General features: G+C 66.1%; 20 protein-coding genes and 1 riboswitch. Of the genes, 13 read left to right on the top strand and 7 right to left on the bottom strand.

All coding sequences use genetic code 11. The annotated features are described in order from the left end of the window. Positions 1–29: 29 nt before the first annotated feature. The 3 genes from HLH28_RS05085 to HLH28_RS05075 are packed head-to-tail and all read right to left on the bottom strand — an operon-like array spanning position 30 to position 3,547. Positions 30–1,028 (bottom strand): glycoside hydrolase family 5 protein, encoded by a 999-nt coding sequence (locus tag HLH28_RS05085; RefSeq protein ID WP_182955438.1) that lies wholly within the window; start codon positions 1,026–1,028, stop codon positions 30–32. A 21-nt stretch (positions 1,029–1,049) separates the two neighbouring features. Further along, positions 1,050–2,357: a polysaccharide polymerase gene (locus HLH28_RS05080; RefSeq protein WP_246395686.1), complete on the bottom strand. Its 1,308-nt coding sequence runs from the start codon at positions 2,355–2,357 to the stop codon at positions 1,050–1,052. Further along, entirely contained in the window at positions 2,354–3,547 is a 1,194-nt protein-coding gene (locus HLH28_RS05075; RefSeq protein WP_182955435.1) for an acyltransferase family protein, read from the bottom strand. The genes HLH28_RS05080 and HLH28_RS05075 overlap by 4 nt, the downstream gene beginning before the upstream one ends. Before the next feature lie 507 nt (positions 3,548–4,054). Here HLH28_RS05075 and HLH28_RS05070 point away from each other — a divergent pair. From HLH28_RS05070 to HLH28_RS05025, 10 genes are all read left to right on the top strand, one after another. Beyond that, positions 4,055–5,161 (top strand): GumK N-terminal domain-containing glycosyltransferase, encoded by a 1,107-nt coding sequence (locus HLH28_RS05070; RefSeq protein ID WP_182955432.1) that lies wholly within the window; start codon positions 4,055–4,057, stop codon positions 5,159–5,161. A 58-nt stretch (positions 5,162–5,219) separates the two neighbouring features. Next, positions 5,220–6,404, top strand: coding sequence for a glycosyltransferase (locus HLH28_RS05065; protein WP_182955429.1), 1,185 nt, complete (start codon positions 5,220–5,222; stop codon positions 6,402–6,404). Then, complete coding sequence (locus tag HLH28_RS05060; protein ID WP_182955426.1) at positions 6,401–7,417, top strand: glycosyltransferase family 2 protein; 1,017 nt, start codon at positions 6,401–6,403, stop codon at positions 7,415–7,417. The genes HLH28_RS05065 and HLH28_RS05060 overlap by 4 nt, the downstream gene beginning before the upstream one ends. Positions 7,418–7,429: 12 nt before the next feature. Next, positions 7,430–8,755: a UDP-glucose dehydrogenase family protein gene (locus tag HLH28_RS05055; RefSeq protein ID WP_182955423.1), complete on the top strand. Its 1,326-nt coding sequence runs from the start codon at positions 7,430–7,432 to the stop codon at positions 8,753–8,755. Positions 8,756–9,222: 467 nt separating this feature from the next. Continuing rightward, entirely contained in the window at positions 9,223–10,731 is a 1,509-nt protein-coding gene (locus HLH28_RS05050; RefSeq protein ID WP_182955420.1) for an exopolysaccharide biosynthesis polyprenyl glycosylphosphotransferase, read from the top strand. Beyond that, the gene (locus HLH28_RS05045) at positions 10,721–11,581 is read left to right on the top strand and encodes a WecB/TagA/CpsF family glycosyltransferase (RefSeq protein WP_182955417.1); all 861 of its coding nucleotides are present in this window, start codon (positions 10,721–10,723) and stop codon (positions 11,579–11,581) included. Before HLH28_RS05050 ends, HLH28_RS05045 begins: the two co-directional genes overlap by 11 nt. Before the next feature lie 60 nt (positions 11,582–11,641). Beyond that, the gene (locus HLH28_RS05040) at positions 11,642–13,810 is read left to right on the top strand and encodes a GumC family protein (protein ID WP_246395685.1); all 2,169 of its coding nucleotides are present in this window, start codon (positions 11,642–11,644) and stop codon (positions 13,808–13,810) included. Between the two features lie 50 nt (positions 13,811–13,860). Next, positions 13,861–15,054: a glycosyltransferase family 4 protein gene (locus HLH28_RS05035; RefSeq protein WP_182955411.1), complete on the top strand. Its 1,194-nt coding sequence runs from the start codon at positions 13,861–13,863 to the stop codon at positions 15,052–15,054. Positions 15,055–15,110: 56 nt separating this feature from the next. Continuing rightward, complete coding sequence (locus HLH28_RS05030; protein WP_246395684.1) at positions 15,111–16,406, top strand: outer membrane beta-barrel protein; 1,296 nt, start codon at positions 15,111–15,113, stop codon at positions 16,404–16,406. A gap of 55 nt (positions 16,407–16,461) precedes the next feature. Further along, positions 16,462–17,064: a polysaccharide biosynthesis/export family protein gene (locus HLH28_RS05025; protein WP_246395683.1), complete on the top strand. Its 603-nt coding sequence runs from the start codon at positions 16,462–16,464 to the stop codon at positions 17,062–17,064. A 31-nt stretch (positions 17,065–17,095) separates the two neighbouring features. On the opposite strand, the gene HLH28_RS05020 is transcribed toward HLH28_RS05025, so the two are convergent. The 3 genes from HLH28_RS05020 to metE all read right to left on the bottom strand — a co-directional run bounded on the left by HLH28_RS05020 (position 17,096) and on the right by metE (position 22,504). After that, the gene (locus tag HLH28_RS05020; RefSeq protein WP_182955402.1) at positions 17,096–18,688 is read right to left on the bottom strand and encodes an amino acid permease; all 1,593 of its coding nucleotides are present in this window, start codon (positions 18,686–18,688) and stop codon (positions 17,096–17,098) included. A 106-nt stretch (positions 18,689–18,794) separates the two neighbouring features. Then, positions 18,795–19,985, bottom strand: a complete 1,191-nt coding sequence (locus tag HLH28_RS05015; RefSeq protein WP_182955399.1) for an aminotransferase-like domain-containing protein — start codon at positions 19,983–19,985, stop codon at positions 18,795–18,797. A gap of 176 nt (positions 19,986–20,161) precedes the next feature. Then, positions 20,162–22,504 carry a 5-methyltetrahydropteroyltriglutamate--homocysteine S-methyltransferase gene (gene metE / locus HLH28_RS05010; RefSeq protein WP_182955395.1) on the bottom strand — a complete coding sequence of 781 codons (2,343 nt, stop codon included), beginning with the start codon at positions 22,502–22,504 and terminating at the stop codon, positions 20,162–20,164. Between the two features lie 110 nt (positions 22,505–22,614). Next, a riboswitch (cobalamin riboswitch) is annotated at positions 22,615–22,816 on the bottom strand. Positions 22,817–22,881: 65 nt separating this feature from the next. Here metE and HLH28_RS05005 point away from each other — a divergent pair. The 3 genes from HLH28_RS05005 (at position 22,882) to HLH28_RS04995 (ending at position 25,050) form a co-directional block, all read left to right on the top strand. Then, positions 22,882–23,817, top strand: a complete 936-nt coding sequence (locus HLH28_RS05005; RefSeq protein ID WP_182955392.1) for an ArsR/SmtB family transcription factor — start codon at positions 22,882–22,884, stop codon at positions 23,815–23,817. Between the two features lie 25 nt (positions 23,818–23,842). Continuing rightward, entirely contained in the window at positions 23,843–24,736 is an 894-nt protein-coding gene (metF, locus tag HLH28_RS05000; RefSeq protein ID WP_182955389.1) for a methylenetetrahydrofolate reductase [NAD(P)H], read from the top strand. 122 nt (positions 24,737–24,858) lie between these two features. After that, complete coding sequence (locus HLH28_RS04995) at positions 24,859–25,050, top strand: hypothetical protein (protein ID WP_182955387.1); 192 nt, start codon at positions 24,859–24,861, stop codon at positions 25,048–25,050. 93 nt (positions 25,051–25,143) lie between these two features. Here the strand turns inward: HLH28_RS04995 and HLH28_RS04990 are convergent, their stop codons facing one another. Further along, on the bottom strand, positions 25,144–25,848 hold the full coding sequence (locus HLH28_RS04990) for a DUF2459 domain-containing protein (RefSeq protein WP_246395682.1): 705 nt from the start codon (positions 25,846–25,848) through the stop codon (positions 25,144–25,146). Between the last annotated feature and the right edge of the window lie 136 nt (positions 25,849–25,984).

Raw genomic sequence — 25,984 nt, 5'->3', positions numbered from 1 at the left:
TCCCGACCGACGCGGTCCATGGCGCACGCCTATCGACCGGAAAGATATTTCTGCAGCACCGTCATCTGCGGCCGATCCGTTCCGTTCTTGGGTTCCAGCGTATACATGTATTCGCCCCAGAGCGGTCCCGCCGCCCAATAGGTCCATCCGGTCCACACATCCGCGTTCGCCGCCAGGTAGGATACGACCCGATCCAGGTCCTGCAGGCATGCGTCGCTGCGGCCGACCCCGAATTCCCCCAGGAAACCCTTGTGCCCGGTCTGATGCAGCCATGCGGTGAACGGCGCCAGGCGGCCGATGACCTGGCTTGCAGGAATGCAGTCGGGACTGCGCCCCGAGCTGTCGGCATCGAAATATTCATGGACCTCATACAGCAGGGCGTGCGCCGGATCCTGCAGCGATTTCAAGGCCTGTCCGTTCACCGTGGCGAAATTATGCGCCGCATCCCATGAAATTCCCGAGACAAGGATGGGATTTTTCGCCCCCGTCCCCCTGATGCCCAGGATGGCCTGCTGCTGGATATCGCGCCAGGCGTCGGCCGAATGCAGTTGCGGTTCGTTCATCAGGCCGAACATGACGCCCGAATTTCCGCCGAATGCAGTGGCCATGCGGGCCCAGAAATCCCGAAAATCGCCGGATGTCACCGGGTCCGTGCCGATCGGCACGCCACGATAACGGCCGTAATCATGCACATCGACAATGACTTTCGCGCCAGACTGGTTCGCCTCCGCGATGAAATCGCGCAGTCGCCCCAGATAGGCGGGGTCCAGATTACCCTGCCGCACCGGCTGCAACCGTTCCCAGAGCACCGAGATCCTGAAGATATTCATCCCCTTTTCCCGGAAATACGTGACCTCGCCGGGTTTGGGAAACACATAATCATAGCCGTACCGGCCGGGAATCTTGTTCGAGGAATAGGCCGCCCCCGCCAGATTCACCCCCTTGAATTCCTGCGCCAAGCCCTGGGCAGGCACAGCCACGGGCAACAGCAGGGCAGCGGCGCAGCGCAGATATGTCAGGATACGCATGGCATTTCCCATATATAAGGATCAGGCCGCAACCTCGGTCGCCGCAGACATGATCGGACGGGCCGCAGGGTGGCGCGGGCGTGCGAACACGCCATCCGATGCATCAGGCCCGGTCTCGGTCGTTCCATACAGGAACCACAGCAGGGCCGCCGTCTTGATCGTGAAAACCGATGCCCCGATGCAGAGCGACGTCGCGAAATAGACCGACATCATCGCCCTCATGATCTCGCCCTCGCGTGAGCGTGCGGGGCGGAACGCGAACAGGCCGAGATAGAACAGGGTCAGTATCGCCCCCAGATTGTTAAGGACGTAGGCATAACCGGTGTCCGACGTATAGACCTGCGACGGCGCCATCCCGAACCATTGGCCGATATGCCAGTAATCCAGCAACCGACCGGAAAAGATCAGCCGGCCGGACAGATCGTCCTTCAGGATGGCCGGCAGCACCCCCGGCAGTTCATGAAGCGAACCGACGAGTGTCAGGGCCGTCGCGACCAGCACGGGCAGCAGGAACGTCACGAGCGCGACCCTGCACAAGGGCGTCAGCCGCAGCAGCAGCATCAATGCGCAGCATCCCGACGCAAAGCGGGAGTCGGCCAGGACAAAACACAGGGCCGCCAGGATGTACAATACGACGTACCGTCGGCCAGGCTGGTTTTTCGAAACGCTGAGACACCATGCGAACACGACGGCGGAAAAATTTCCCAGCGAATCAGGTTCCAGAAAAATGGACGAGACCCGATGCGGCCCGAAGACGGATTCAAAAAAGGTCCGGCCCGCACCTGCGCCGCGATTGCCGCTGAGAAACAGGTTGGTATTGCTGTAATTCACCGTGTCGCTGGAAATAACGCCCTTCTGGACGTAGTAGTCCCAGATATTGAAGGCCTGGGCGAAGGCCTGGGTAAATACCAGCTCGACGAACCCGACGGCCAGCACCAGAACCATCAGGATCCAGATCGTCGAGCGGGCCGTCCGTTCCGACGCCATCCGACCCAGTTGATAGAAAATATACATGATTCCGAAATCATGCAGGATCTTGAAGCTGATCGCCGGATTGACCAGCTTCGCGCCCGCCAGGAAGCCGAACGTCACCGCCATGATCCAGAGTGCGTGCCGGTCGATCCGGTTCCGGATCATGTAGAATCCGACAGCCATGATCGTGAGTTCCACCGCCGCGATATGGGCGTTTCCGACATGCATCCAGCCGCGGGTCGCAACGAAACACAACGCCAGGTTGAACATGGCCCCGGCGACCACGAGATATTTTCCACCCTGCGAATCCGCCGGCGCCGCCAGAACACGACTGGGTGCCGCATAGGCGATCGTCATGATTCGCGCTCCATGCCGGTGGCCGGTGTCGTCCGCCGCGCGGCATCGTTTCGCCAGGCGACCACAGGCGCCGCGGAAGGTTCGATGCGGCGCGCCAGCCTGCGTCCGATATTATGCAGCGGCAGTTCCACTATTTTGTAGGTCAGGCTGGACACCGCCACCGTCACCCCGACCGTCAGCACCGCCAGCACGCTCTGGCTCCATCCCGGATGGGCCAGCAGGGGCCGAAGGCCCATCCAGCGCTGCATCAGGTCGAAGACAACCAGAAGAATGGGCAGATGGAGCAGATATATGCTGTAGGACAGTTCGCCGACCCAGACGACCGTTCGGTTGGTCAGCACGCCGAAGGACCGGCCCGATGCATACAGGTCACGCACGATGACGAACGCGGCCAGGGTTTCGATCACGTCATAGACCTGTTCCGGCATGGCGTGACCGCCCAGCGCCAGACGGTCGTACATCAGCACCAGCGTCGCCGCCACGGGAATCAGCGCCGAGGATGCCCAGCCGATCCGCGGCATCAGCGGGATCAGCGCCCCCAGCGCGAACGCCAGGCCGAAATTCAGCCCGATCTCCGACGGCATGGGAACCAGCGCCAGGGCGAACAGCGCTGCCAGCGCCCAGCCCCGCAGTCGCCGGGCCCGCATCAGCAGCAGGATACCGGGAAAGAGGATCGAGAAGATCAGCTCGACCCGCAGCGACCACATCGGGCCGTTATAACGGGTATAGGCCCCCACCAGCGCCAGCCCGACATGCGACAGCGAGATCGTGGAGCCGAGATTGCGCGCCAGCCAGTCCACATAGACCCCGACATCCATCGAGGCCCGTACATATGTTGTAATAACAACCGAGAAAAACACCGAAACCCAGAGTAACGGATAGATGCGAAACGCCCGTTTTACATAGAAGCCCGCAATGGCCTGCCGGTCGAACGTGATGACCCGACGCAAGGACAGCGACAGGACGCAACCGCTGAGGACGAAGAACAGCAACACGGCCGCCTGGGCGTTGAACGCATAGGTGACCAGGTCGCGGATCCAGTGCCGATGCGGCGACGACGGAAGCGGATCATAACGGATGACCTGGATGACATGCCCGACCAGGACGACCAGGCATGCCACTCCACGGATGGAGGTAAGCTGCTGAAGATACGATTTTTCCAACCGTGCTTCAAACAGGGGGTCCGACATCCGACCGTCCTTCCGCCAGAGAAAATCCGTTCACCCGCTGGCTGGCCGATGCCGAAGGCCCGGCGTCGCGCCACGTTATGCAACGGGTCCCGCCCGCCGGAAAAAATGTGGAAATATCGATCTTTCTTAAAAACATCGTGCAGAATGCAACCCGACGGACGCCGCAATCCGGCGCCGTCTTTCATTCGGCCGGGTCCAGCCTTATCCTCATCCTGCCGGGCGTAGCAAGTACAACATCGCATCGCCGGGGAAATTTCCCGAGAATCCGCAATCCAGCATGACCGCCCCATCCGGTCCATCAATTCGTCAAAAAAAAGCCTCATTTGCCCCGGGATAACGGATGACTCTTTTCGATGTGCGGGATTCGATTTTCTTGCGTTTCCATCATTCATCCCTTAAACGTTACCGAATTATGCGCTTCCGATGCCAAGCGCCCTGTTTCCTATCTGAACAGATACTGCGTCCTTTCCGACGCGGCCCGTAAAGAAGAAGAGGCAGCCCGAGCGCATGGCGAATTCACTTGTCATATCCGTGCATGATTATCGGTCCCGCCGAAAGGCGAGCGTCCATTTCATCACGGCCGAACTGGCCAAGCGCGGGACGGCCCGTTTTTTTTCCATCGGCCTCAGCCGGTTGTCGGAACATCGCGGCGATACACGCACCGACTTGGCCCCGCGAGCCAATCGGGTGGAAATCGTTGATGGTGTCGCGTGTTTCCTGTGGCGGACCACCTGGCATCCGTTCAATCTGCGCCGTCCCGCCCTGGCCCGGGTCGAGGAATCGATGTTCTGGCTCTATCGCAGGCTCATTCCGCGGATTCCGCGGCAATGGCTGCGCGAGGCCGATACGATCTTCATTGAATCCGGCATGGCCCCGGTCTTCATCGAGGATGCGCGGCGCCTGAACCCGACCGCCAGGATCGTCTACCTGGCATCCGACGATTTGGACGTCGTCGATTGCGCCGAGACCATCAAGCGTCGGTTCCGGGCCAATTTCGACAGCATCGACACTGTTCGACTGCCCTCGCGGCTGCTGCGGGACGGAATGCCGCACGACCGCTCCTCGGTCTTCGTGCCGCACGGGATCGACCGATCGATCGCCCTGAAGCGCTACGCCGACCCCTACGGCACACGCCGCAGTTGCGTCTCGGTCGGGTCCATGTTGTTCGACCCTGCGTTTTTTTCGATCGCGGCGGCGGCGTTCCCGGAAATCGATTTCCACATCATCGGGGCCGGCAAGGCCGCGGCGGGACTGTCCGCCCCGAACATCGTCGTCCATGACGAAATGCCGTTCGAACAGACCTTGCCCTTCGTCCAGCACGCCGCCTTCGGCGTGGCGCCGTACCTGGACCGGCAGACACCGCGCTACCTGATCGACACATCGTTGAAACTGCGGCAATTCGGGCTGTTCGGCATACCCGCGGTCTGCCCCGAATTCGCCCTTGGCGACCAGCCGGGGCGATATGGCTACGTGCCGGGCGACCCGGCATCGATCAGGCGGGCGGTGGATGCCGCCCTGGCGCACGACACCCCGATCAACACGCCCATGCTGGGCTGGGATGAGGTCGTGGACCGCATCATGACCCCCGACGCCTATTCCGACACCAGGATCTGATCCTGCCCGCCGCCCCCGTCCGACCCATCGGTCCGACCACGACAGGAAGGAATGAAGGATGCTCCAGAAGATCGGAAACCTGACGGACTGTCCCACCGTGGGTATCTATCGGACGGAGATCCTGCCGCTGTCCGAAACCTTCGTGCGGGACCAGTCCCTGGCGCTGCAGCGATGGAATCCGGTCATGATCGGCGAACGCCTGGTCGACCGGCTGCCGCTGGAGGGACTGACGGCCAGGGCGCGCTATGTCGGTCCGGCGACGATGCCCCAGCGGGCCCGCAGTCTGCTGGCCCGCACGCTGGACATGCCCCCCCCGGGCCTGACCCGGATCGCGCGCCGCGTGCGGCCGTCCCTGATCCATGCCCATTTCGGCTTCGACGGGGTCGAGGCCTGGCACCTGGCCCATTCGCTGTCGGTGCCGCTGCTGGTGACGCTGCATGGGGCCGATATCACGACCCACATGGACTGGTTCGCGGCCGGCCGATCGGGACGGCGCTGGAAGACATATCCCCGCCGCCTCGAACGCCTGGCGTCCCGGCCGGAGGTCAGTTTCGTCGCCGTCTCCGATCATATCCGCGATGCCGCGATCGCGGTGGGCCTGCCGGCGGAGCGGATCCATATCCGCCATATCGGCATCGATCCCGCGCGCTTTACCCCGCAGGACCCCTCTCCGGGCCGTCGGCCGCCGCTGATCCTGTTCCTGGGGCGGCTGGTGGAAAAGAAGGGTTGCCGGTTCCTGATCGAGGCCTTTCGCCGGATCGGGAACATCCTGCCGGCGGCGCGGCTGATCGTCGCGGGCGACGGCCCCGAACGCGCGTCGCTGGAGGCGCAGGCCGCGACGATCAGCAACGTGGCCTTCACCGGCGCGGTGTCCCGCGACAGGGTGCAGGACCTGATGCACCAGGCCCGGATCTTCTGCCTGCCCAGCATCACGGCGACCAGCGGCGACGCCGAGGGACTGCCCCTGGTCCTGCTGGAGGCCCAGGCCAGCGGCGTCCCCGTCGTCACCTCGGCCCGGGGTGGCGTGACCGAAGGGATCATCGACGGCCAGACGGGCTATGCCTTCGCCGAGGGCGATGTCGATGCCCTTACGGACCGGCTGATGGCGGTGCTGACCGATGACGCCCTGGCCGACCGCCTGGGTGCCGCCGGCAGCCGCTTCGTGCGCCAGCGGCACGACATCAGGGCCTGCACCGACGCGCTCGAGGATCTGTACGACCGCCTGGCGGCGCCACGCCCATGACCGACGCGATCGCCATTACCGTCATCCTGCCGGTCTTCAACGCCGCATCGTTCGTCGAACGGGCGATCGCCTCGGTGCTGGCCCAGAGCCTGCCCGCCGCCGAGATCCTGGTCGTGGACGATTGTTCGACCGATGCGACGCGCGAGGTCGTGTCGGCGCTGGCCGAACGCCACCCGACCATCCGCCTGCTGCGCATGGCGGCGAATGGCGGCCCATCGGCGGCGCGCAACATGGGCATCGCGCAGGCGACGGGCGACTGGATCGCGATCCTCGACGCCGACGATGCCTATGACCCCGACCGGCTGGCGGCGCTGGCGGGCCTCGTCGCCCGCGACCCGGCAGCCGACATCGTGGCGGACGACCTGCTCTATTACGACGCCGCCGCCGCCCGGACGACCGGCCGCGCCATCGGCCCGCAGGCCATGCCCGCCGGCCCCGTCACCATCGAAACCTATCTGGCCCACAACCTGGCCGACGGGCGGGGCCCCGACTGGGGCCTGCTGAAGCCGATGATCCGGCGCGCCTTCCTGGTTTCCTCGCACGTTCGCTACGCGGCCACGCAACGCCATGGCGAGGATTTCATCTTCATGGTGAACCTGCTTCTGCACGGGGCACGCTTCCGGGTCCTCGACGCCGCGCATTATCTCTACACACAGCGCGAAGGGGCCGTCAGCCGCAAGACGTCGGACATGACGCGGACCACCATCGCCTATGGCGCATTGGCGCGGGCAGCCCTCGACCTGGCCGGGCATCCGGCAATACGGGCGACCCCCGGCCTGTCGGCCCTGCTGCTGCGCCGTGCGGAAGGCCTGTCGAGGCTGGACGACGCGCATTTCTTTTCGCAGGCGATCCGCCGCGGGGCCGTCGGTGCCCTGGCGGCGCGTGCGATACGCCGGCCGTCCTTTGTCCCGCGCATGGGATGGCAGGTCGGGCGCGCGCTGCGCCGTCGCGTCGCACTCTGGCGCCGACATGACTGCGCAGGCACGGCCCGGCGGGACGAACAACATCTCTGACAGGAGTGGATCATGCAGATCGCGATGATTGGTGGCGGCTATGTCGGACTGGTGTCGGGGGCCTGCTTCGCCGAATTCGGAACCGACGTGGCCATCGTCGAAACCGATCCCGGCCGGCTGGCGGCTTTGCGCGAGGGCCGGATCCCCATCTACGAACCGGGCCTGGACAAGCTGGTCGCCGACAATGTCGCCGCCGGGCGCCTGACCTTCGGTGACGACATCGAAAAGGCCGTCCAGGACGCCGAGGCGATCTTCATCGCGGTCGGCACACCGACCCGGCGCGGCGACGGCCATGCCGACCTGCGTTACGTCTATGCGGCGGCCGAGCAGATCGCGAAGAGCATGAACGACTACGCCGTGGTGGTCACGAAATCGACCGTCCCGGTCGGAACCGGCCGACAGGTGTCCGACCTGATCCGCCGCGTCCGGCCGGACCTGGATTTCGACGTCGCGTCCAATCCGGAATTCCTGCGCGAAGGCAATGCAATCGGCGATTTCATGCGCCCCGATCGCGTCATCATCGGCACCGACACCACCCGGCCCGGCGGGGGCGAGCGCGCGCGCGAGGTCCTGCGCCGCCTCTACCGGCCGCTCTACCTGATCGAGGCCCCGATCCTGTTCACCGGCCTGGAAACCGCGGAACTGGCGAAATATGCGGCCAATTCCTTCCTGGCGATGAAGGTCACCTTCATCAACGAAATCGCGGATCTGTGCGAGAAGGTCGGCGCCGAGGTGCACGACATCGCGCGCGGCATCGGCCTGGACAACCGTATCGGCCGGAAATTCCTCCATCCTGGCCCGGGATTCGGCGGTTCGTGCTTTCCCAAGGACACGCTGGCCCTGGTCCATATCGCACAGGATGCGGGATCACCGATGCGTCTGATCGAAACGACGGTGGACATCAACGACGCACGCAAGACGCGCATGGCCGACCGCGTCGTCGCGGCCTGCGGCGGCAGCGTGTCCGGCCTGACGATCGGCGTCCTGGGCCTGACCTTCAAGCCGGAAACCGACGACATGCGCGAGGCATCTTCGATTCCCATCCTGCACCGCCTGGCCGCGGCCGGGGCCGGGCTGCGCGCCTTCGATCCGGCGGGCATGACCCCTGCCCGCCCGCTGCTGCCCGAGGCCACGCAATATTGCGCTGACGCGCAGGAGGCGGCGACCGGCGCGGACGCGCTGCTCGTCCTGACGGAATGGAACGAATTCAGGGCCCTGTCCCCCGCCAGGCTGCGCGACGTGATGAAAGGCGACGTTGTCGTCGATCTGCGCAACATATGGGACCCGCAGGCCATGAGGGCGCATGGCTTCCGCTACAGTTCCGTGGGCCGTCCATAAGGAACCGGAGCGGGCAGGGTACGACGGCTGCATTTCAATCCGTGCCCGGCGCCGGCTCCGGAATTTTTATCATAAAAAAGGTGGACAGGACCGCAATTCGATCCCTATCCTTGTGTCACCTCAACATGTTCCAATTACAGCCTCGGTTTTGAGGGCGGACATGTGGTGATGGTCTTGAAGATATTGAGTCTTCGGTTCGGAACAGGGTTCCGGACATTTAAGTATTTTCCATAAATCCTTTGTATATTATGGAATTTGATAATATCCCGTCAATCCATGACCGACCGCGATACGCGGCATCGGCTCAGAAAGGATGCCTGGAAAGTTCGTCATTTCGATGTGCCATACGTAAAGCTTCATGACTTTTTTGAAACTCTTGTCTTAAAAATGACGTTTTTCAGCCATTGATTCCGGAGCCATCAGAACGGTCGTCGTCGACGGCATCTTGCCCCCTGGGAGGTCCTCGCATGAGCGAATCATACGGCCAGCTGCAGGGCACGATCAGCCTGTCGAACGAAAGCCTTCTGGAGGAACCACGGCCATCGGGAACGGCCGACACCGGGCCGTACCGGTCGTACCCCTACTATCACCCTGTCATGGCCGGTGTGACCACCAGCATGGACGCTTTCGGCGTCCTTGGCGCGACCGTCCTGTGCGCGCATGTCGAGCCGACCATCCTGATGGAGAACTGGCATGTGGCGCTGCCCCTGGCCGACCTGATGTCGGCGCTCGGGTTCCTGATGATCCCCAAGAAGCGCTCCTTGCTCTATATTCCGGATATTCTCCAGGTTTCGGCCCAGGTTCGATATCTTGCGCGTCCGCTCGTGATCGGTGCGCTGCTGCATTTCATCGTTCTGTACATGCTGCATCGGCCGACGGCACAGGCGATCGAGCTGTCACTGGTCTGGATCGGGATCTGCGCCGCAACCTTGGCCGTGCTGCGCGGCGGCGAAATCCTGATCCTGCATCATCCCTCGGTCACGCGGCACCTGGCCCGGAACATCGCCGTGATCGGCAGCGACGAGGTCGCGCTCAAGGTGGCGGCCCGCGTCACGGAAGAGGCCGGGCCGACCTACCGGATGGTGGGCGTCTTCGACGACCATGACACCGCCCTGGACCCCACCGTAACGGACGGCACCCTGGATGACCTGATCGTGCGCAGCCGCGAATCCCGGCTGCATGCCATCATCCTTGCCATCCCCCCCAGCTCCGACCCCGTCGACCACGTCGCCGAAATCAGCTGGCGGCTGCGCAGCGTGCTGTCGGATGTCTATGTGATGCCCAATCTGGTGCACGGCATCGACGTCCTGCTCCCCATCGAACGGCTGGGTCCTTTCGCCCTGCTGGTATTGCAGCGCCGGCCGCTGTCGGATTGGCAGATCGTCCGCAAGACGATGCTGGACGTGGTTGCGGGCGCCATCGCCCTCGCCCTGCTGACGCCGCTGATGTGCATGATCGCAATCGCCATCAAGGCGACCTCGCCGGGGCCGGTATTCTTCAGGCAGCCCAGGCTGGGCTACAACAATCGCAATTTCATGGTGTTCAAGTTCCGCACCATGCATGCGAACATGTCCGACATGATGGCGGCGAAACAGACGTCCCGCGACGATCCGCGCGTCACGCGGATCGGCAAATGGCTGCGGAAGCTGAGCCTGGACGAACTGCCGCAGCTTCTGAACGTCCTGCGCGGCGAGATGTCGCTGGTCGGCCCCCGTCCCCATGCCCCGCATACCCGTGCCGACGGCATGCTGCTGGACGATGCATTGGCGGAATATGTCATCCGCCATCAGGTCAAGCCGGGAATCACCGGCTGGGCGCAGGTCAATGGCGCGCGCGGCGAACTGGTGACATTGGATGACCTGCGCCGGCGCGTGGAATACGACCTGGAATATATGCAGAAATGGTCTCTGCGTTTCGACCTGAAGATCCTGGCCCTGACCGTCCTGCGCGAGGTTTTCAGCAAACATGCATTCTGATGTGATCTCCCCCGCGGCGGACGGCGCGGTCGTGCCCGAATCGTCCGTGCATCCGGCCGCCCGCGATGTGTCCCTGCCGTTCGATGCGCTGCGCATCATGGGGCTGCGCCTTCTGGACATTCCGCGCGATGCGCTGGCCGAAATCGTCACGCGGGCCGCGCGGCGCGGCGCCAGGATGCTGGTCGTGAACGCCAACGCGCATTGCGTCGTCCTGTCGCAGCGCGAACGCTGGCTGCGCGACCTGTTCGACAAGGCGGATATCGCATTCTGCGACGGGGCCGGCGTCCAGTTGGCGGCGGCATTCCTGATCGGCCGGCGGCCGCACCGCACCACCCCGCCGGAATGGATCGGCCCGGTCCTGGAACGGCTGGGCGGTGACGCATCGCTGTTCTGGCTGGGCGGATCGCAGGAGGCCGCGAACAACGCCGCGCGTACCTACGAGCAACGCTACGGCGTCCGCACGGCGGGCGTGCATCACGGATTTTTCGATGCCCGCCCCGGATCCATGGAATCCGAGGACATCGTCCGGCAGATCAATGCCACGCACCCGACCCTGCTGCTGGTCAATATGGGAATGCCACGGCAGGAACGCTGGCTTTACGATCACTGGGACCGGCTGCCGCCGACCATCGCGATCACGGCGGGGGCGCTGGTCGATCACGCGGCCGGCCGCGTCCGCAGGCCCCCGCGATGGGTCGCAAACATGGGCCTGGAATGGCTGGTCAGGCTGGTGCGCGAACCACGACGGCTGTGGCGTCGTTACCTTCTGGGGCTGCCGGTCTTCGGCCTGTATGTCCTGCGTTGGAAAATCCGTCCCGAGCGGCCGCAGCCCGACGGGACGAAGGCCTGACGCCTTTCCGTGCCGACCCGGCCCCGCACGCCCTTCTTTCCGTAAATGATCGAGTCCCGCATGAACGATCCCCTGTCGACGATCACCATGAGCCAGCGCGACGGCAGGACCATCATCCTGCACGGCCTGCGATTGCTGCGCCGCTATCACCGCCTGTTCCTGGCTGTCGGGATCGGAACCTTCGTCGTGGGGTGCGGGGCGACGCTGTCGCTCAAGCGGTCGTTCGTGGCCACCGCCACGGTCGTCGTCTCGCCGACCAGCAGCGATCCGGTGGGCAATCGCGGCGCACAGCAGGCCGAGGGACTGAGCGACGATGAACTGGCGACGCAGGCGGGACTGCTGCAATCGCGCGACGTCGCCGCCGCCGTACTGCGCGACCTGCCGCCACCGGCCAGCCGGGGCGGCTTCAGCCTGAAAAACATGCTGTGCACCCATGGCCTGCACCTGGCCTGCCCGAAGGCGGTCAGGGCGGATCCCGCCGCCCAGGCCCAGGCGCAGGTGGACAGGCTGCTGGCCGCCGTCACGATCGCGCCGGGCCCCCGGTCGCGCATCATCAGCATCACCGTGAACGCCGATGACGGCCAGCGCGCCGCCGACCTGGCGAATGCGTTCGTCGTCGAGTACCAGAAGATCGCCCTGGACCGGCAGCGCGCGGACCTGAACCGCACGGCGGCCTGGGTGGATGGCCGCACCATGCAACTGCGCGAACGGTGGCTGGAGGCCGCGACGAAGGCCAGCGCCTTCAACGCCACGCACAAGCTGTCCAATACCGGCGACGGCGCGGGCAACGGGCCGCTGATCGAACGCGAGATGTCGGAAACCGCCATCAGCCTGACGCAGGCCCAGGGCCGCCTGGCGGCGGCGGAGGCCCGATCCGATGCCCTGGCCCGCGCCACCGCGCGCGGCGAGGCCCGGGGGCTGGTCACGCTGACCCAGCAGCCGATCCTGGTAGCGACCGCGAACACGCTGCTGCAGCTGGAAAGCACGCGGATGCAGAAGGCCGCCGCCCTGGGGCCACACCATCCCGACCTGGCCGGCCTGGACCAGCAGATCGCAACCACGCGCGCCAGCCTGGCCGCCGAGACACGCGCCGCCCTGGATTCGATCAACGAGGACGCAGTCTCCGCCCGTGCCGAGGTCGGCCAGCTGACCCACGATTTGGACCGGTTGCGCCAGGAGGCCAGCGGCCAGGGTTCGCCCCAGGCGGAATATCGCATGCTGACGCAGGAGGCCCAGAGCGCGCGGGACGTGTACGAGGCCTTCCTGGAACGGTCGAAGGAACTGGTCGACCGGGTGGACCTGCTGCAACCGCCGGTTGCCTTCGTGTCGCACGCCGCCGCCCCGGACACGCCGACCTTCCCGAACAGGAAGAAGCTGCTGATGGGCGTCGTCGTGCTGTCCCTGGTGGCGGCGGCCGGGGCGGTGTTCCTGCGCGACCTGTTTTCGTCCGGATTCGGCGAGGTCGAGCAACTGCGCGCGCTGGTCGGGCTGCCGCTGCTGACCGCCATTCCCTGGATCGCCGGGCGCGACCGCCGGTCCGTGCGGCGCCATGTCCTGGACAACCCGTTTTCCCCGGCCAGCGAGGCCGTGCGCAGCCTGCTGGCGCAATTGTCGCTGTCCGCGCCCAAGACCGCCCGGGGACGGGTCGTCGTCGTCGCCTCGGCCTCGGCCGGCGAGGGCAAGAGTTCGCTGGCGGCCTGGCTGGCGGGCCTGGCCCGTACGGGCGGACAGCCGGTGCTGATCATCGACGGCGATCATCGCGAAGGCACGCCCGGCCGCTCGCCCCTTTGTCCCGGCCTGACCGAACTGCTGTCGGGCGAGGCATCGGTGGGCGAGGTGGTCCGCCCGGACCCCGAAACCGGCGTCGATTTCCTGCCTGCCGGCGCGCCCAAGCTGTTTCCCTTCGACACCACGGAAATCGCCCGCCTGCGCGACATGCTGAAGGAACTCGGCCGGTCCTACAGCCTGATCGTCATCGACAGCCCGCCGCTGCTGGCCATGCCGGACGGGCTGGTCTACGGCGCGCTGGCCGACCAGACCGTCTTCGTCTGCCGCTGGCTCCACACCTCGCGCAGTGCCGTCCTGTCCTCCATCGAGCGCCTGCGGTCCTACGGCGCCCATGTCTCGGGCGTCGTCGTCTCGATGGCCGAGGAGCACGCGGCGACCCATCCAGGGACACGATACGGTCGCCAGGATACGCGGCGCATCGCCCTGCATTACGATAGCTGAGGGATTGGTCCGAACCGCGTTCCGTTGGCGATTCCATTGAGAGGCTGGCATTGAAAATTCTGCATATCGTCCGCCAGTTCAGCCCGTCCGTCGGCGGGCTGGAGGATTCGGTCCTGAGCCTGGCGCGGATCCAGCGGGAAAGGCTGGGCATCGACGCCCGGGTCCTGACGCTGGACCGAATCTTCGGCCAGCCGGACCGCCTGGCGCCGACGGAAATCGTGCAGGGCGTCCCGGTCCGTCGCATCCCCTGGCGCGGATCGACCCGCTATCCGATCGCGCCGGCCGTCTTCCGCCACCTGGGCGATGCCGACCTGGTGCATGTCCACGCGATCGATTTCTTCTTCGACGCCCTGGCGTTGACGCGATGGCTGCATCGCCGGCCGCTGGTGGCGTCGACGCATGGTGGCTTCTTCCACACGCAGGCGCTGCATACGATCAAGGCGCTGTGGTTCGGGTCCGTCACCCGCGCCTCGGTCCGTGCCTATGATCGCATCGTGGCCTGCAGCCACAGCGACGCCCTGATGTTCGACAGGATCGCGCGCGGCAGGCTGACGACAATCGAGAACGGCATCAACCAGGACAAATTCCGCAACGCGGCCTCGGGCGCCCCGACGCGGACGATCATCAGCTTCGGCCGCTTTTCCCGACACAAGCAGATCGACCTGCTGTTTCCCCTGCTGGCGCGCCTGCGTGCGGGCGGTCCCGATGCGGCCGGGGCGGATTGGCGCCTGATCGTGGCCGGCCGCCCCGCCGACCAGACCGAGCATGAACTGGCCGCCGCGGCCCGGGCGGCCGGGGTGAGTGACGCCGTCCGTTTCGTCATCGCCCCGACGGATACGGAATTGCGCGCCCTGCTGGGCCAGGCCAGCTATTACGGCTGCCTGTCGCGGCACGAGGGTTTCGGGCTGGCCGCCGTCGAGGCCCTGTCGGCCGGGCTGATCCCGATCGTCAGCGACATCGTGCCGTTCCGCCGCCTGGTCGCGCAAACCGGCATCGGCATCGTGGGGTCCGCCGACGACCTGGACGGGATCGCACGGGACGTTCTGGCCGCCCGTGCCCAGGGCGACGACCATGTGCGCGCGGTGCGCGACCAGGCCGTCGCCGCGGCGGCGGCCTATGACTGGAACGATGTCGCCCGGCGTTATGCCGATCTGTATCGCGACGTCCTGTCCGGCGCCGGAAAAGATCCGGCGCCGGTCCAGGCGATGCCCGTCGACGCGGCGCAGCGGGGCACCCCGTCCTGATGATCGGGATACCGGCGGGAAGACACCGATATCGATTCCGTCTGGCCGTCCTGGCGATGGCGACGGCCGTATCCTGCGTCGTCGTCGGGGCACGATCGGCGCGGGCACAATTGATCTCGCAATATTTTCCGGTCGATCTTCCCGGCTATACCGCCCCGGACCAGGCCGATACGGTCACCATGCGGCAGCTGCTGCAACACCAGCCGGCCGGCATCCATGTCGGCAGTTTCATCGTCCGGCCGTCAGCATCGTTCAACGCCGGGTACAACACCAATACCCTGGCCACCCCGCACACCCAGAGCGCCGAACTGGACAGCAATGGCGGCCTGCGCGTCAATTCGGACTGGAGCCGCCATGCCCTGGGCCTGTTCGCCAGTGTGGGCGACCGGCGCTTTCCGAATATCCCGATCGCGAATTATACGAACTGGACGACGGGGGCGGGGGGGTCGCTGTCCCTGGGCCACGACACACTGTCGGCGGGCTATACGCATTACATGCTGCACCTGAATTCCATGGATCTGGGGAATTTCGGCGTATCGCGCCCGGTGCCCTACGCCGCCGACGATTACCGCCTGACCTATACCAAGCTGTTCGGACGCTTCAGCCTGATCCCCTCGGCGATCTACCAGGATTTTTCGTTCGGCAAGGCGACGGGGGGCGGCATAGACACCGATTACGGCAGCCTGAGCCACCATCTGGAAACCGGCATGCTGACATCGCGGTTCGAACTGTCGACCGGCAACGCCGCCGTGCTGATCCTGCGCGGGTCGGCGGCACAGTTCGCGGCGACGCAGGGGGAGGCGCCGAATGATTATGTCGACGGGGCGGCCTTCGCCGGCCTGGACCTCAACACGGATTCGGTTATCCGCTATCGCCTGCTCGCCGGTGGCGAGACCCGTCATTTCACCCGCAATTCAGCCCCCGCCGTGACCACCCCGACATTCGAGATCGATACGACCTGGACCCCCACCCTGCTGGATACGGTCAGCGTGTTCTTCTATCGCCGCATCATTGATCCGGCCTCGCCCTTCGCGCGGAACCAGACGGTGACGGACGGGCGCATCCAGATCGACCACGAACTGCGCCGGAACATCGTACTCCGGGGGTTCACCGAAGGCGGCATGAGCGTCACCGGGCAGACCGTGGCCGGCACGCGGTCGCGCACCCAGACCCTGTTCAAGTTCGGAGCGTCGATCAACTGGACGGTGAATCGCTACCTGACCGCCAACCTGTCCTTCAGCCATGTCAGCAACTACTCCCACGGCGGCCAGGCGCCCGATCCGCTGTTCAGCGGGCGGAAATCGACCTTCGCCAGCAACTATGTCGCCATCGGGTTCAATTTCGCAGAATAGCCTGTGCCGGGATTCCCTGGTGCGGGCCGCACACCATCATGACCGGAGGTTGAAGATGACCGCGCATAAAGATCGCCCCTGCCCGGCCCCATCGCCGCGTCGCGCCCGCTGGCTCGCCGCCGGGGCGCTGGCGATCCTGCTGTCGGGATGCGCCGGCCAGCTTCCGCTCCTGCCGCCGCCCTCCCCCGGCGCGTACCGTCTGGGCGCCGGCGACCAGTTGCGGGTGCTGACCTACAACGACTTGCAGCTCAGCAACAGTTTCACGGTCGGCGACAATGGCCAGATCGCCTTTCCCCTGCTCGGCTCGCTTCAGGCATCGGGCCTGACGACCCATGAACTGCAGGCGCTGATCGTGGACCAGCTGACCAGCAAGGGCATCCTGAACCACCCCAGCGTCTCGGTGGAGGTCACGCAGTACCGGCCGATCTTCGTGCTGGGCGAGGTCGCCCATCCCGGCCAGTATCCCTACATGCCCGGCATGACCATGCTCAGCGCCGTGGCGCTGGCCGGCGGCTATACCTACCGCGCGGTGACCGACCATGCCGGCGACGTCCGCAGCGACGCGGGCGGATCCGGCCGGACGATCGAGGGCCGGGTGCGACGCGATTCCCTGCTGCAACCCGGCGACGTCATCACCGTCTACGAACGGTATTTCTGACGAAAATGATCTCTGACGCCCAGCCCGGGCGTCAGTGTCCGCCGAACGCCGGCAGGTCGTCGTCTTCCGTGATCACCGACAGGTCGGGCGTGTCCATCGCGCTGCGCACGCCCCATTCGCAGAACAGCACCGACACCGCGGCCACCACCGCCAGGTCCCAGCCATAGGGGATCCAGCCCAGCCCACCGAACGGCCGGCTGCCGACATAGGACAGGGCGGCGATCGTCGGCAGGTAGACCATGAACCAGACCGCATGGCGGCAGGCGATGCGATGGCGGTCCCAGCCGTCATGACGACGGAACCAAGCATAGACCGGCAGGAACATCAGCAGCAGCAGGATGATGTCGCCGCTGAGCGGCCAGCGCGCCCAATACAGCAGCAGCGACGAGAATACGAACGCCAGCGTGCCGGTGAGCCGCATCGCCGGCACCCGGACCGGACGCGCATGCTCCGGCATGGTCCGCCGCAGCGACACCGCCGAAATCGGAATCATCAGGTAGGAAATGATCGTGCAGACGGAAATGACCGACGCCAGAATGCCCCAGCCCCGAAAGCAATAGAGAAACACGAACGACACGCCCAGGTTGAACCACAGGGCCGGGCGCGGCACGCCATACAGCGGATGGATACGCCCCAGCACCGCCGGCATCGTCCCGTTGCGCTGCATGCCCAGCGTCATGCGCGCGCTGGTCGCCATATCGGTCACACCCGTTCCGCTGGGGGAGACGAAGGCGTCGAAATACAGTGCCATCGCCAGCCAGTTGAGGTTGAAGGCAATGGCCAGTTCCGCGAACGGCGAGGAAAACGCGAGGCCCGCCCACCCCCCGGCCCCGGGCCGGACCGCGCCGAGATAGGCAAATTGCAACAGCAGGTACACGATCGTCGCGATCCCGACCGATCCCAGGACCGCGAAGGGAATGGTCCGGCCCGGATCGCGGGCCTCGCCCGCCAGGTTCAGCGGGCTCTGGAATCCGTTGAAGGCGAAGACGACGCCCGAGGTCGAAACCGCCGTCAGGATCCCCGACAGGCCATAGGGCATGAACCCGCCGAGATCGCTGCCGACCAGATTGCCGGCATGGAAGCTGCTGGTCATCAGGGCGACGGCCGTGGTGGTGGGCACGATGATCTTGAACACCGTCACCAGCACGTTGAAACGGGCGAACAGCCGTACCCCCCATAAGTTGAGCAGGAAATACACCGTCACCAGGACCGCCGCCACGGCCAGGCCGGACGACGTCAGTTCCCCGCCCTGATAGAGCTGCCGTGCCCAGGGATAGGACCACGAGCTCATGTACTGGACCGAGGCCTCGGCCTCGATCGGGACCACGCTGACGATCGCGATCCAGTTGGCGCAGGCCGCCATGAAGCCGATCAACGGCCCATGCGTGACATTGGAGTACCGCACCATCCCGCCCGCCACCGGGAACATCGCGCCCAGCTCGGTGGCGACGCCGGCGATGACTAGGGCGATGAATGCGCCCAGCAGCCAGGCCAGGCTCGCGGCCGGGCCGGCCGTCGCGGCCGCGCGCTGGGCGCCGAACAGCCAGCCCGACCCGATCATGGCGCTGAGCCCGGTGAACAGCAGTTGCCAGGGCCCGAGGGCGCGATTCAGATGGGGTGACACGGCGGGCTACTCCTTGGGGATCGGGCGGATGGGCGAACGATGGCACCATTCCGAATCCGGATCGATTTCATTACGATATTCCGCCGGCCCGGTCACTGGCCACGGGTCATCCCAGGACCTCGGTCAGCAGCTCGCCCAGTGTCGTCATGCCGCGGACGATCGTATCCTCGTCCTGCGTCGAATAGCTGATCCGGGCATGGTTGGGCCGGCCGGCAACCGGGAAGAAACTCTCCCCGGGCACATAGGCGACCTTCGCACGCGGCAGCATCGTCCCGGCCATGAAGCGGGCCGCATCGAACCCGGCCGGGAAGGTCAGCCAGGTGAACATGCCGCCCTGCGGCCGGGTGAAGGCGACCTGCGGCGGGAAGCGGGTTTCGATCGTACGCAGCATCACGTCGCGCTTGCGCCGATAGGTCCGGCGGATCCGATCGACATGCGCATCGAGGTCGTATTCGTCCAGGAAGCGCGACACGACCTCCATGGCCAGCGTCCCGCATTGCGTGTCGGCCGCCAGCTTGAGCAGGCCCAGCCGCTGGATCAGCACGTCATCGGCGATGGCCCAGCCCAGCCGCAGCCCCGGTGCCAGCAGCTTGGAAAAACTGCCCAGGTGAATGACGCGCCCGTCCTCGTCCAGGCTCTTGAGCGTCGGAGGCGCTTCGCCCTCGAAGCGCAGCGCGCGATAAGGCGTGTCCTCCAGCACCAGCAGGTCGAATTCCCGCGCCAGTTCCAGCAGCCGGCGGCGACGCCGCAGGCTCATGGTCACGCCGGTCGGATTCTGGAAATCGGGAACGGTGTAGATGAATTTCGCGCGTGGTCCGGCCTGCAGGACGCGCAGCAGGTCGTCGGTATCCATGCCTTCCGCGTCCATCCGGACGGCGCGATAGTGCGGTTCGTAGGGATCGAAGGCGACCAGCGCGCCCAGGAAAGTCGGATCCTCGGTGATGACCACATCGCCCGGATCGAGCATCATCTTCGCCACCAAATCCAGGCCCTGCTGACCCCCGTTCAGGATCAGAACCTGGTCGGCGTCGCACGCGATCCCGTCGCGGCGCGCCCGTTCCGCGATCTGGGCCCGCAGCGGCGCGATGCCGTTGGAGACGGTATATTGCAGCGCTGTGGCGCCCCGGGCCTCCAGCACGTCCCGGAACAGGCGGGACAACACGTCCGTGGGAAACAGGGTGGCGTCGGGATACCCCCCGCCGAACGACGTCACCTCGGGATCGGCGCCCAGGCGCAGCAGTTCGCGGATGGCCGACGGCCCGACACGCTGCATCCGGCTGGCAAACTGGAACGTCATGGACCCCACCCCGCGCGGCAATCCAACGACCCCGGGGGTCATCCCCCCGGGGTCGGGATCATATTGCCCCATCAAAACGGACCGAGATCCGTTTCACGAGGACGCGCCTTATAGGATCCTTTCCCCGGTGGCTACCCTGCAGGAAGGGCTGGACGGGGACGAGGGACCCGACCGGATCAGGCCCGCAGCAGACGCGCGGCGGCGACCATGTTCGCGATCGCGGGCTGGACCTCGGACCATTTGCGGGTCTTCAGGCCGCAATCGGGATTGACCCACAGCTGGTCGACAGCCAGCCGCCCGGCCGCCGCCGACAGCAGGGCAACCATTTCCCCGACGGCGGGCTCGCGCGGGGAATGGATGTCGTAGACGCCCGGCCCGACGTCCGCCGGATAGCGATGATCGACGAACGCATCGAGCAATTCCATCTTCGACCGTGCGGTCTCGATGGAAATGACGTCGGCGTCCATCGCCCCGATCGCGGCGATGATGTCATTGAACTCGGAATAGCACATGTGGGTATGGATCTGCGTTGCATCCGCCACCCCGGACGCCGCGATGCGGAAGCACGTCACCGCCCAGTCCAGGTAGGATTGCCAGTCGCCCCGGCGCAACGGCAGTCCCTCGCGCAGGGCCGCCTCGTCGATCTGGATGATCGGCGCGCCGGCGGCCTCCAGGTCCATGACCTCGTCGCGGATGGCGAAGGCGATCTGCCGGCAGGTGGCGCTGCGCGGCTGGTCGTCCCGCACGAAGGACCAGTTCAGGATCGTGACCGGTCCGGTCAGCATGCCCTTCATCGGCCGGACGGTCAGCGATTGCGCATAGCGCCACCAGGCGACCGTCATCGGTTCCGGACGCGACACGTCGCCATAGATGATCGGCGGCCGGACATAGCGCGATCCATAGGACTGGACCCATGCATGACGGGTGAAGGCGAAGCCCGACAGACGCTCGCCGAAATATTGCACCATGTCGTTGCGTTCGAATTCGCCATGGACCAGGACATCCAGCCCGACCTCCTCCTGCCAGTCCACCGCCCGGGCGGTTTCCGCCCGCAGGAACGCCTCGTAGGCCACCGCGTCCATGTCGCCTCGGGCGTGCTCGGCCCGGGCCTTGCGGATGTCCGGCGTCTGGGGGAACGAGCCGATGGTCGTCGTCGGATAGGCCGGCAGGTTCAGCTTCGCACGCTGGCACGCCCGCCTCGCGTCGAGGGCCGATGCCCGGTTGACCAGGGTCGCGTCTGCCTGCGTCACCCGCGCCTGGACCGCCGGATCATTGATCTTGGCCGACACCCGGCGTGACGCCACGGCGGCCGACGACGCATCCAGGATGTCGCGCACGCTGTCCCGCCCCTCGTTCAGCGCCCGGGCCAGAACGGCCAGTTCCGCCACCTTCTGCACCGCGAAGGCCAGCCAGGACTTCACGTCGGGGTCCAGCGCGGTTTCGCGCTCCAGGTCGATCGGCGCATGCAGCAGCGCGCAGGACGGCGCCAGCTGGATGGCTCGGCCCGAGGCTGCGACCGGCGCGATGCGGTCCAGGATCGCATTCAGATCCGCCTTCCAGATGTTACGGCCGTCGATCACGCCCAGCGACAGGACAAGGTCCGGGCGCGCCGTCGCCAGCACCGCATCCAACTGGTCCGGTGCGCGCACCAGGTCGAGATGCAGCCCATGAACCGGCAGCGCCAGCGCCGTCGCCAGATTGTCGTCCAGCGCGCCAAAATAGGTCGCCAGCATGACGCGCAGCCCCGGCACGCCGGCAGTCAGCACGTCATAGGCGCGGGCGAAGGCCGCGCGCGCCGCGTCGGACAGATCGAGGACAAGGCAGGGCTCGTCGATCTGCACCCAGCCCGCTCCGGCGTCCCGTAGCGCGGTCAGGAGTTCCGCATAGACGGGCAGCAGCCGGTCCAGCAGCGCCAGCGGATCGAAATCGCCCCCGCGTGCCTTGCCCAGCAGCAGGTAGCTGACCGGTCCCAGAAGGACGGGACGGGTGTCGATCCCCTGGGACCGGGCCTCGCGGTATTCATCAAGCGCCTTGGTCGAGGACAGGCGGAAAACCTGGTCCTCGGCAAATTCCGGCACCAGGTAATGATAGTTCGTATCGAACCATTTGGTCATCTCGGCGGCGGGAACGCCGTCACCCTGCGCGCCGCCGTGCGTGCACCCGCCATGCGCGCAACCGTCGGCGGCCTCCCCCACCGCGCCCCGTCCCTGGGTGCCGCGCGCCATGGCGAAATAGGTGGCGGCGTCGACCGGCCCGCCCGTCCAGCCATAGATCGCCGGAATGGCGCCGACCGTGGCGGTCATGTCCAGCACATGGTCGTACAGCGAAAAATCGTTGGACGGGATCACGTCGGCGCCCTGGTCCCGCTGGCAGGCCCAGTTTCCCGCGCGCAGGGCGGCGGCAGCGGCCTGAAGAGCCCCCGCGTCGGTCCGGCCCGCCCAATGGCTTTCGAGTGCCGATTTCAGTTCACGCCGGGGGCCGATCCGGGGAAAGCCCAAGGTGGCGACGGTAACGGTCATGATAGCCTCTGCAAGGTTGGACGAGGCTGCCGGACAGGCGCGCGCCACCATTCGTGCCGGAACCAGGTTCGGCACGGGGCAGCATGCGACCCGCCCGGACACCCCGCCGGAGGATTCCACTGGCCATGGCAGGTCTCCTGGCTCGCGGGTCAGCATCCCGGTCCGGCCTTCCCGGGGCGCAGAGACCCCCAGTGGCACAGATGGACCGGCACTCGCCGCTTACAGTTGCGGGGGCAGCGCCGGCATCGCACCGGCTTCCCTCTTAGCTCCACGCCGCATGCGACGCGCAGAACCATGACACGGCCGATTAAGAGCGTGCGTGGAAACAGAGTCAATATAATTTGCACATATAAGGATATCGTTATATGTAACCTGCCATGCACCGTCCGCTGCTCATCTTCCAGGCCCTGGCCGACCCGACCCGCCTGCGCATCCTGGCACTGCTGCGGTCGATGGAGCTGTCGGTCGGCGAAATCGCCCAGGTACTGGGACAGAGCCAGCCGCGCGTTTCCCGACACGTGAAGATCCTGGTCAATGCCGGTCTGGCCGAGCGGCGCAAGGAAGGCAGCTGGGTCTTCCTGACCCTGGGGCCGGCGCGCGACCTGGTGCCGGTGTTCGCGGCGATCGACCAGTGGACACGGGACGGCGACCCGGACGCCGACGCCGACATCGCCCGGCTGAAGGCGGTGCGGGCGGTGCGGGCCAGCGCCGCCGAGGATTATTTCGAGACACATGCGGCGGATTGGGACGCGATCCGCTCGCTCCACGTCGCCGAGGGCGATGTCGAGGCCGCGATCGAACGGGTTCTGGCACCCGAACGGATCGGCCGGCTGGTGGATATCGGTACCGGCACCGGCCGGATGATGGAATTCCTGGGCCGCAAGGCGGACTCCGCCATCGGCTTCGACCGCAGCCCGGCGATGCTGCGGCTGGCACGTACCAAGCTGGCCGAGGCCGGGCTGGACCGCGCCGAATTGCGGCAAGGGGACATGTACGCCCTGCCCATGCCCGCCGGATCGGCGGATGTCGCAATCATGCACCAGGTCCTGCATTACGCGCAGCATCCCGCCGCCGCGATCGCCGAGGCCGCGCGCCTGCTGGATGCCGGCGGCCGCCTGCTGATCGTCGATTTCGCGGCCCATGACCGCGAGGATCTGCGTGACCGGGATGCCCATGTCCGCCTGGGATTCGCCGACGACCAGATGGCGGCGTGGTTCCAGGCCGCCGGCCTGTCCTTCGCGCCGCCCACGCATCTTGACGGCGAACTGACGGTCAAGCTGTGGCTGGGCCGCCGCATCCCCGCGAAAATCTAGAGCTTTTCTTCAAGGAGCCGGCTGCATGCCATTTCCCCTCACCGCCGTGCGTCCCCTGTCGCATGCCCCCGCCCCGGATCCGGTCGGGATATCGTTCGAATTCTTTCCGCCCAAGACGGCAAAGGCGGAAGACGGCCTGCGGCAGGCGGTCGACGCCCTGGTCCCGCAGGCGCCCCGGTTCCTGTCGGTCACCTATGGCGCGGGCGGGTCGACACGCGACCGCACGCTGGCCACGGTCGCGGCCCTGGTGCGCGACACGTCCGTGCCTGTGGCGGCGCACCTGACCTGTGTCGACGCGACCCGGCAGGAAGTTGACGAGGTGGCGCGGACCTACTGGGCGACCGGCATACGCCACATCGTGGCCCTGCGTGGCGACCCGGCGACGGCCGGCAGCCGATTCGTACCGCATCCGGATGGATACGAGAACGCAGCGGCACTGGTGGCGGGATTGCGGCGGATCGCACCGTTCGAGATCTCGGTCGCGGCGTACCCTGAAACCCATCCGGACGCCGCAAGTCCACGGGCGGACCTGGACAATCTGAAGGCCAAGATCGACGCCGGCGCCACCCGGGCGATCACGCAATTCTTCTTCGAGGCCGAAACCTTCCTGCGTTTTCGCGACAAGGCCGCCGCCGCCGGCATCGACGCCGAAATCCTGCCCGGCATCCTGCCGGTGGCCAACATCGCACAGGCCTATAAATTCGCCGGCATGTGCGGCGCGCATGTCCCGGACTGGATGCGCCGCCTGTTCGACGGCCTGGACGACCAGCCCGCGACACGCGCACTGGTCACCACGGCGGTGGCCGCCGAATTATGCCGCCGGTTGCGCGCAGGGGGCGTGTCGCAGTTTCATTTCTATACCCTCAACCGCGCGGAGGCCTGCCAGGCGCTGTGCCGGCTGCTGGCCAGCCCGCAATAACACTGCGCCGCATCGCAAAAATCTTCCATTCGCGGCAACTGTCACGGGCGCCGGGCGATGATCTTTTATCCGGGACGCAGGCCTGTGTTCCGGCACCATCCCCATCAGGAAGACGTCCCGCAATGTGGATCGACAACGCGCAGCGGTTTCTGTGCCCTCTTTCCGTCGTGGCCTGCATCGCCATCGTGCCGCTGGCCGCCTGCAGCTCCGCCAGCGGCGACGGGGACGATGGTCCCCGCAACCACAAGGTCGTCGTCGTCCCGCGGGGAACCGACGTCGTCTGTCCCGACGGCACCCATCCCCCCTGCCCCTGAAGCTGGTGTAAAATTCGCCCTGCTGGTGATCCGACGCGCTTTTCCGCGCGTCGGTGCTCGGGGCCGTCAACGCAGCATCGCTGCGCGATCCTCTCACTCGACAGAACAGATTCTACACCGATCTCTGAAAAGCAGGGTCAAGGCATGGCGCGCGTCGTCGGACGCGGAACACATCCGACGTTCGGCGCGCGCGCCGCGGGCCATGACCTGCCCCGCAAACACCACCCCCCTGGCCGAGATCGGCACCTGTGCCGCCCGCAGGGCATCGGCGACCCAGCCATTGCAGGTATGCATCAAATTATAGGGGCTGCGCGCCGCGTAGAACAGGCTGTCCGGATGATGCCGCACGGCAATCAGCCGCGGGCTGCCGGCACGGACGGCCAGATCGTTCCAGATGAAGGCGGACAGGCGCCGCACGCCCTCGTCCGAGATCGGAAGGACGATGATCCTTTCCGCATCATAGGCATCCGGCGGCGTCGTGGTCAGGCCGATCGCCTGGATGACGGCAGGGCCGGGAAACGGCCCGATCAGATACTCCTGCACGCTTGACGCCGGCGCGGTGAAGAACGTCTTCTTGCCATAGCTGAACATGATCGTCGCAGCCCCGGGAAAGATCCCGCGATAGACCCCCAGCGGCCCATCCAGCGCCCGGGCCGGAATCCCGATTTCCGTATGCCATCCCCGGTCGACCAGGTACACCGGTGTCGCCCCCTCCGGCCAGGACGCGCAATACGGGGCGACAGGGGCACATGCGCCCGGAAGGACGAGAAAAATACCAGCCAGAACGACGAATTTCATTTTTGGCATGACCTCCGCCGAACGCCGCCTCCGGGCCGCCGCTCCGGCGTCATCTCACCACGTGCAGAATTTCGTCGCAACCGACATACGGCGGCGCCGGGCAACGGATCCCGAAAACCCGTTCCCTGCCCTGCGA

The organism is Gluconacetobacter tumulisoli, assembly GCF_014174155.1.
GTDB classification, from domain to species: domain Bacteria; phylum Pseudomonadota; class Alphaproteobacteria; order Acetobacterales; family Acetobacteraceae; genus Gluconacetobacter; species Gluconacetobacter tumulisoli.
The sequence above is the reverse complement of the archived record's forward strand: the minus strand, read 5'-3'. Positions and strand labels throughout refer to the sequence as shown.

Bases quoted from the DNA above. Each gene is read 5' to 3' on its own strand.
- HLH28_RS05085 (WP_182955438.1), bottom strand. From the start codon at position 1,028: ATGCGTATCCTGACATATCTGCGCTGCGCCGCTGCCCTGCTGTTGCCC.
- HLH28_RS05080 (WP_246395686.1), bottom strand. From the start codon at position 2,357: ATGACGATCGCCTATGCGGCACCCAGTCGTGTTCTGGCGGCGCCGGCG.
- HLH28_RS05075 (WP_182955435.1), bottom strand. From the start codon at position 3,547: ATGTCGGACCCCCTGTTTGAAGCACGGTTGGAAAAATCGTATCTTCAG.
- HLH28_RS05070 (WP_182955432.1), top strand. From the start codon at position 4,055: ATGGCGAATTCACTTGTCATATCCGTGCATGATTATCGGTCCCGCCGA.
- HLH28_RS05065 (WP_182955429.1), top strand. From the start codon at position 5,220: ATGCTCCAGAAGATCGGAAACCTGACGGACTGTCCCACCGTGGGTATC.
- HLH28_RS05060 (WP_182955426.1), top strand. From the start codon at position 6,401: ATGACCGACGCGATCGCCATTACCGTCATCCTGCCGGTCTTCAACGCC.
- HLH28_RS05055 (WP_182955423.1), top strand. From the start codon at position 7,430: ATGCAGATCGCGATGATTGGTGGCGGCTATGTCGGACTGGTGTCGGGG.
- HLH28_RS05050 (WP_182955420.1), top strand. From the start codon at position 9,223: ATGAGCGAATCATACGGCCAGCTGCAGGGCACGATCAGCCTGTCGAAC.
- HLH28_RS05045 (WP_182955417.1), top strand. From the start codon at position 10,721: ATGCATTCTGATGTGATCTCCCCCGCGGCGGACGGCGCGGTCGTGCCC.
- HLH28_RS05040 (WP_246395685.1), top strand. From the start codon at position 11,642: ATGAACGATCCCCTGTCGACGATCACCATGAGCCAGCGCGACGGCAGG.
- HLH28_RS05030 (WP_246395684.1), top strand. From the start codon at position 15,111: ATGGCGACGGCCGTATCCTGCGTCGTCGTCGGGGCACGATCGGCGCGG.
- HLH28_RS05025 (WP_246395683.1), top strand. From the start codon at position 16,462: ATGACCGCGCATAAAGATCGCCCCTGCCCGGCCCCATCGCCGCGTCGC.
- HLH28_RS05015 (WP_182955399.1), bottom strand. From the start codon at position 19,985: ATGACGTTCCAGTTTGCCAGCCGGATGCAGCGTGTCGGGCCGTCGGCC.
- metE (WP_182955395.1), bottom strand. From the start codon at position 22,504: ATGACCGTTACCGTCGCCACCTTGGGCTTTCCCCGGATCGGCCCCCGG.
- HLH28_RS05005 (WP_182955392.1), top strand. From the start codon at position 22,882: ATGCACCGTCCGCTGCTCATCTTCCAGGCCCTGGCCGACCCGACCCGC.
- metF (WP_182955389.1), top strand. From the start codon at position 23,843: ATGCCATTTCCCCTCACCGCCGTGCGTCCCCTGTCGCATGCCCCCGCC.
- HLH28_RS04995 (WP_182955387.1), top strand. From the start codon at position 24,859: ATGTGGATCGACAACGCGCAGCGGTTTCTGTGCCCTCTTTCCGTCGTG.
- HLH28_RS04990 (WP_246395682.1), bottom strand. From the start codon at position 25,848: ATGAAATTCGTCGTTCTGGCTGGTATTTTTCTCGTCCTTCCGGGCGCA.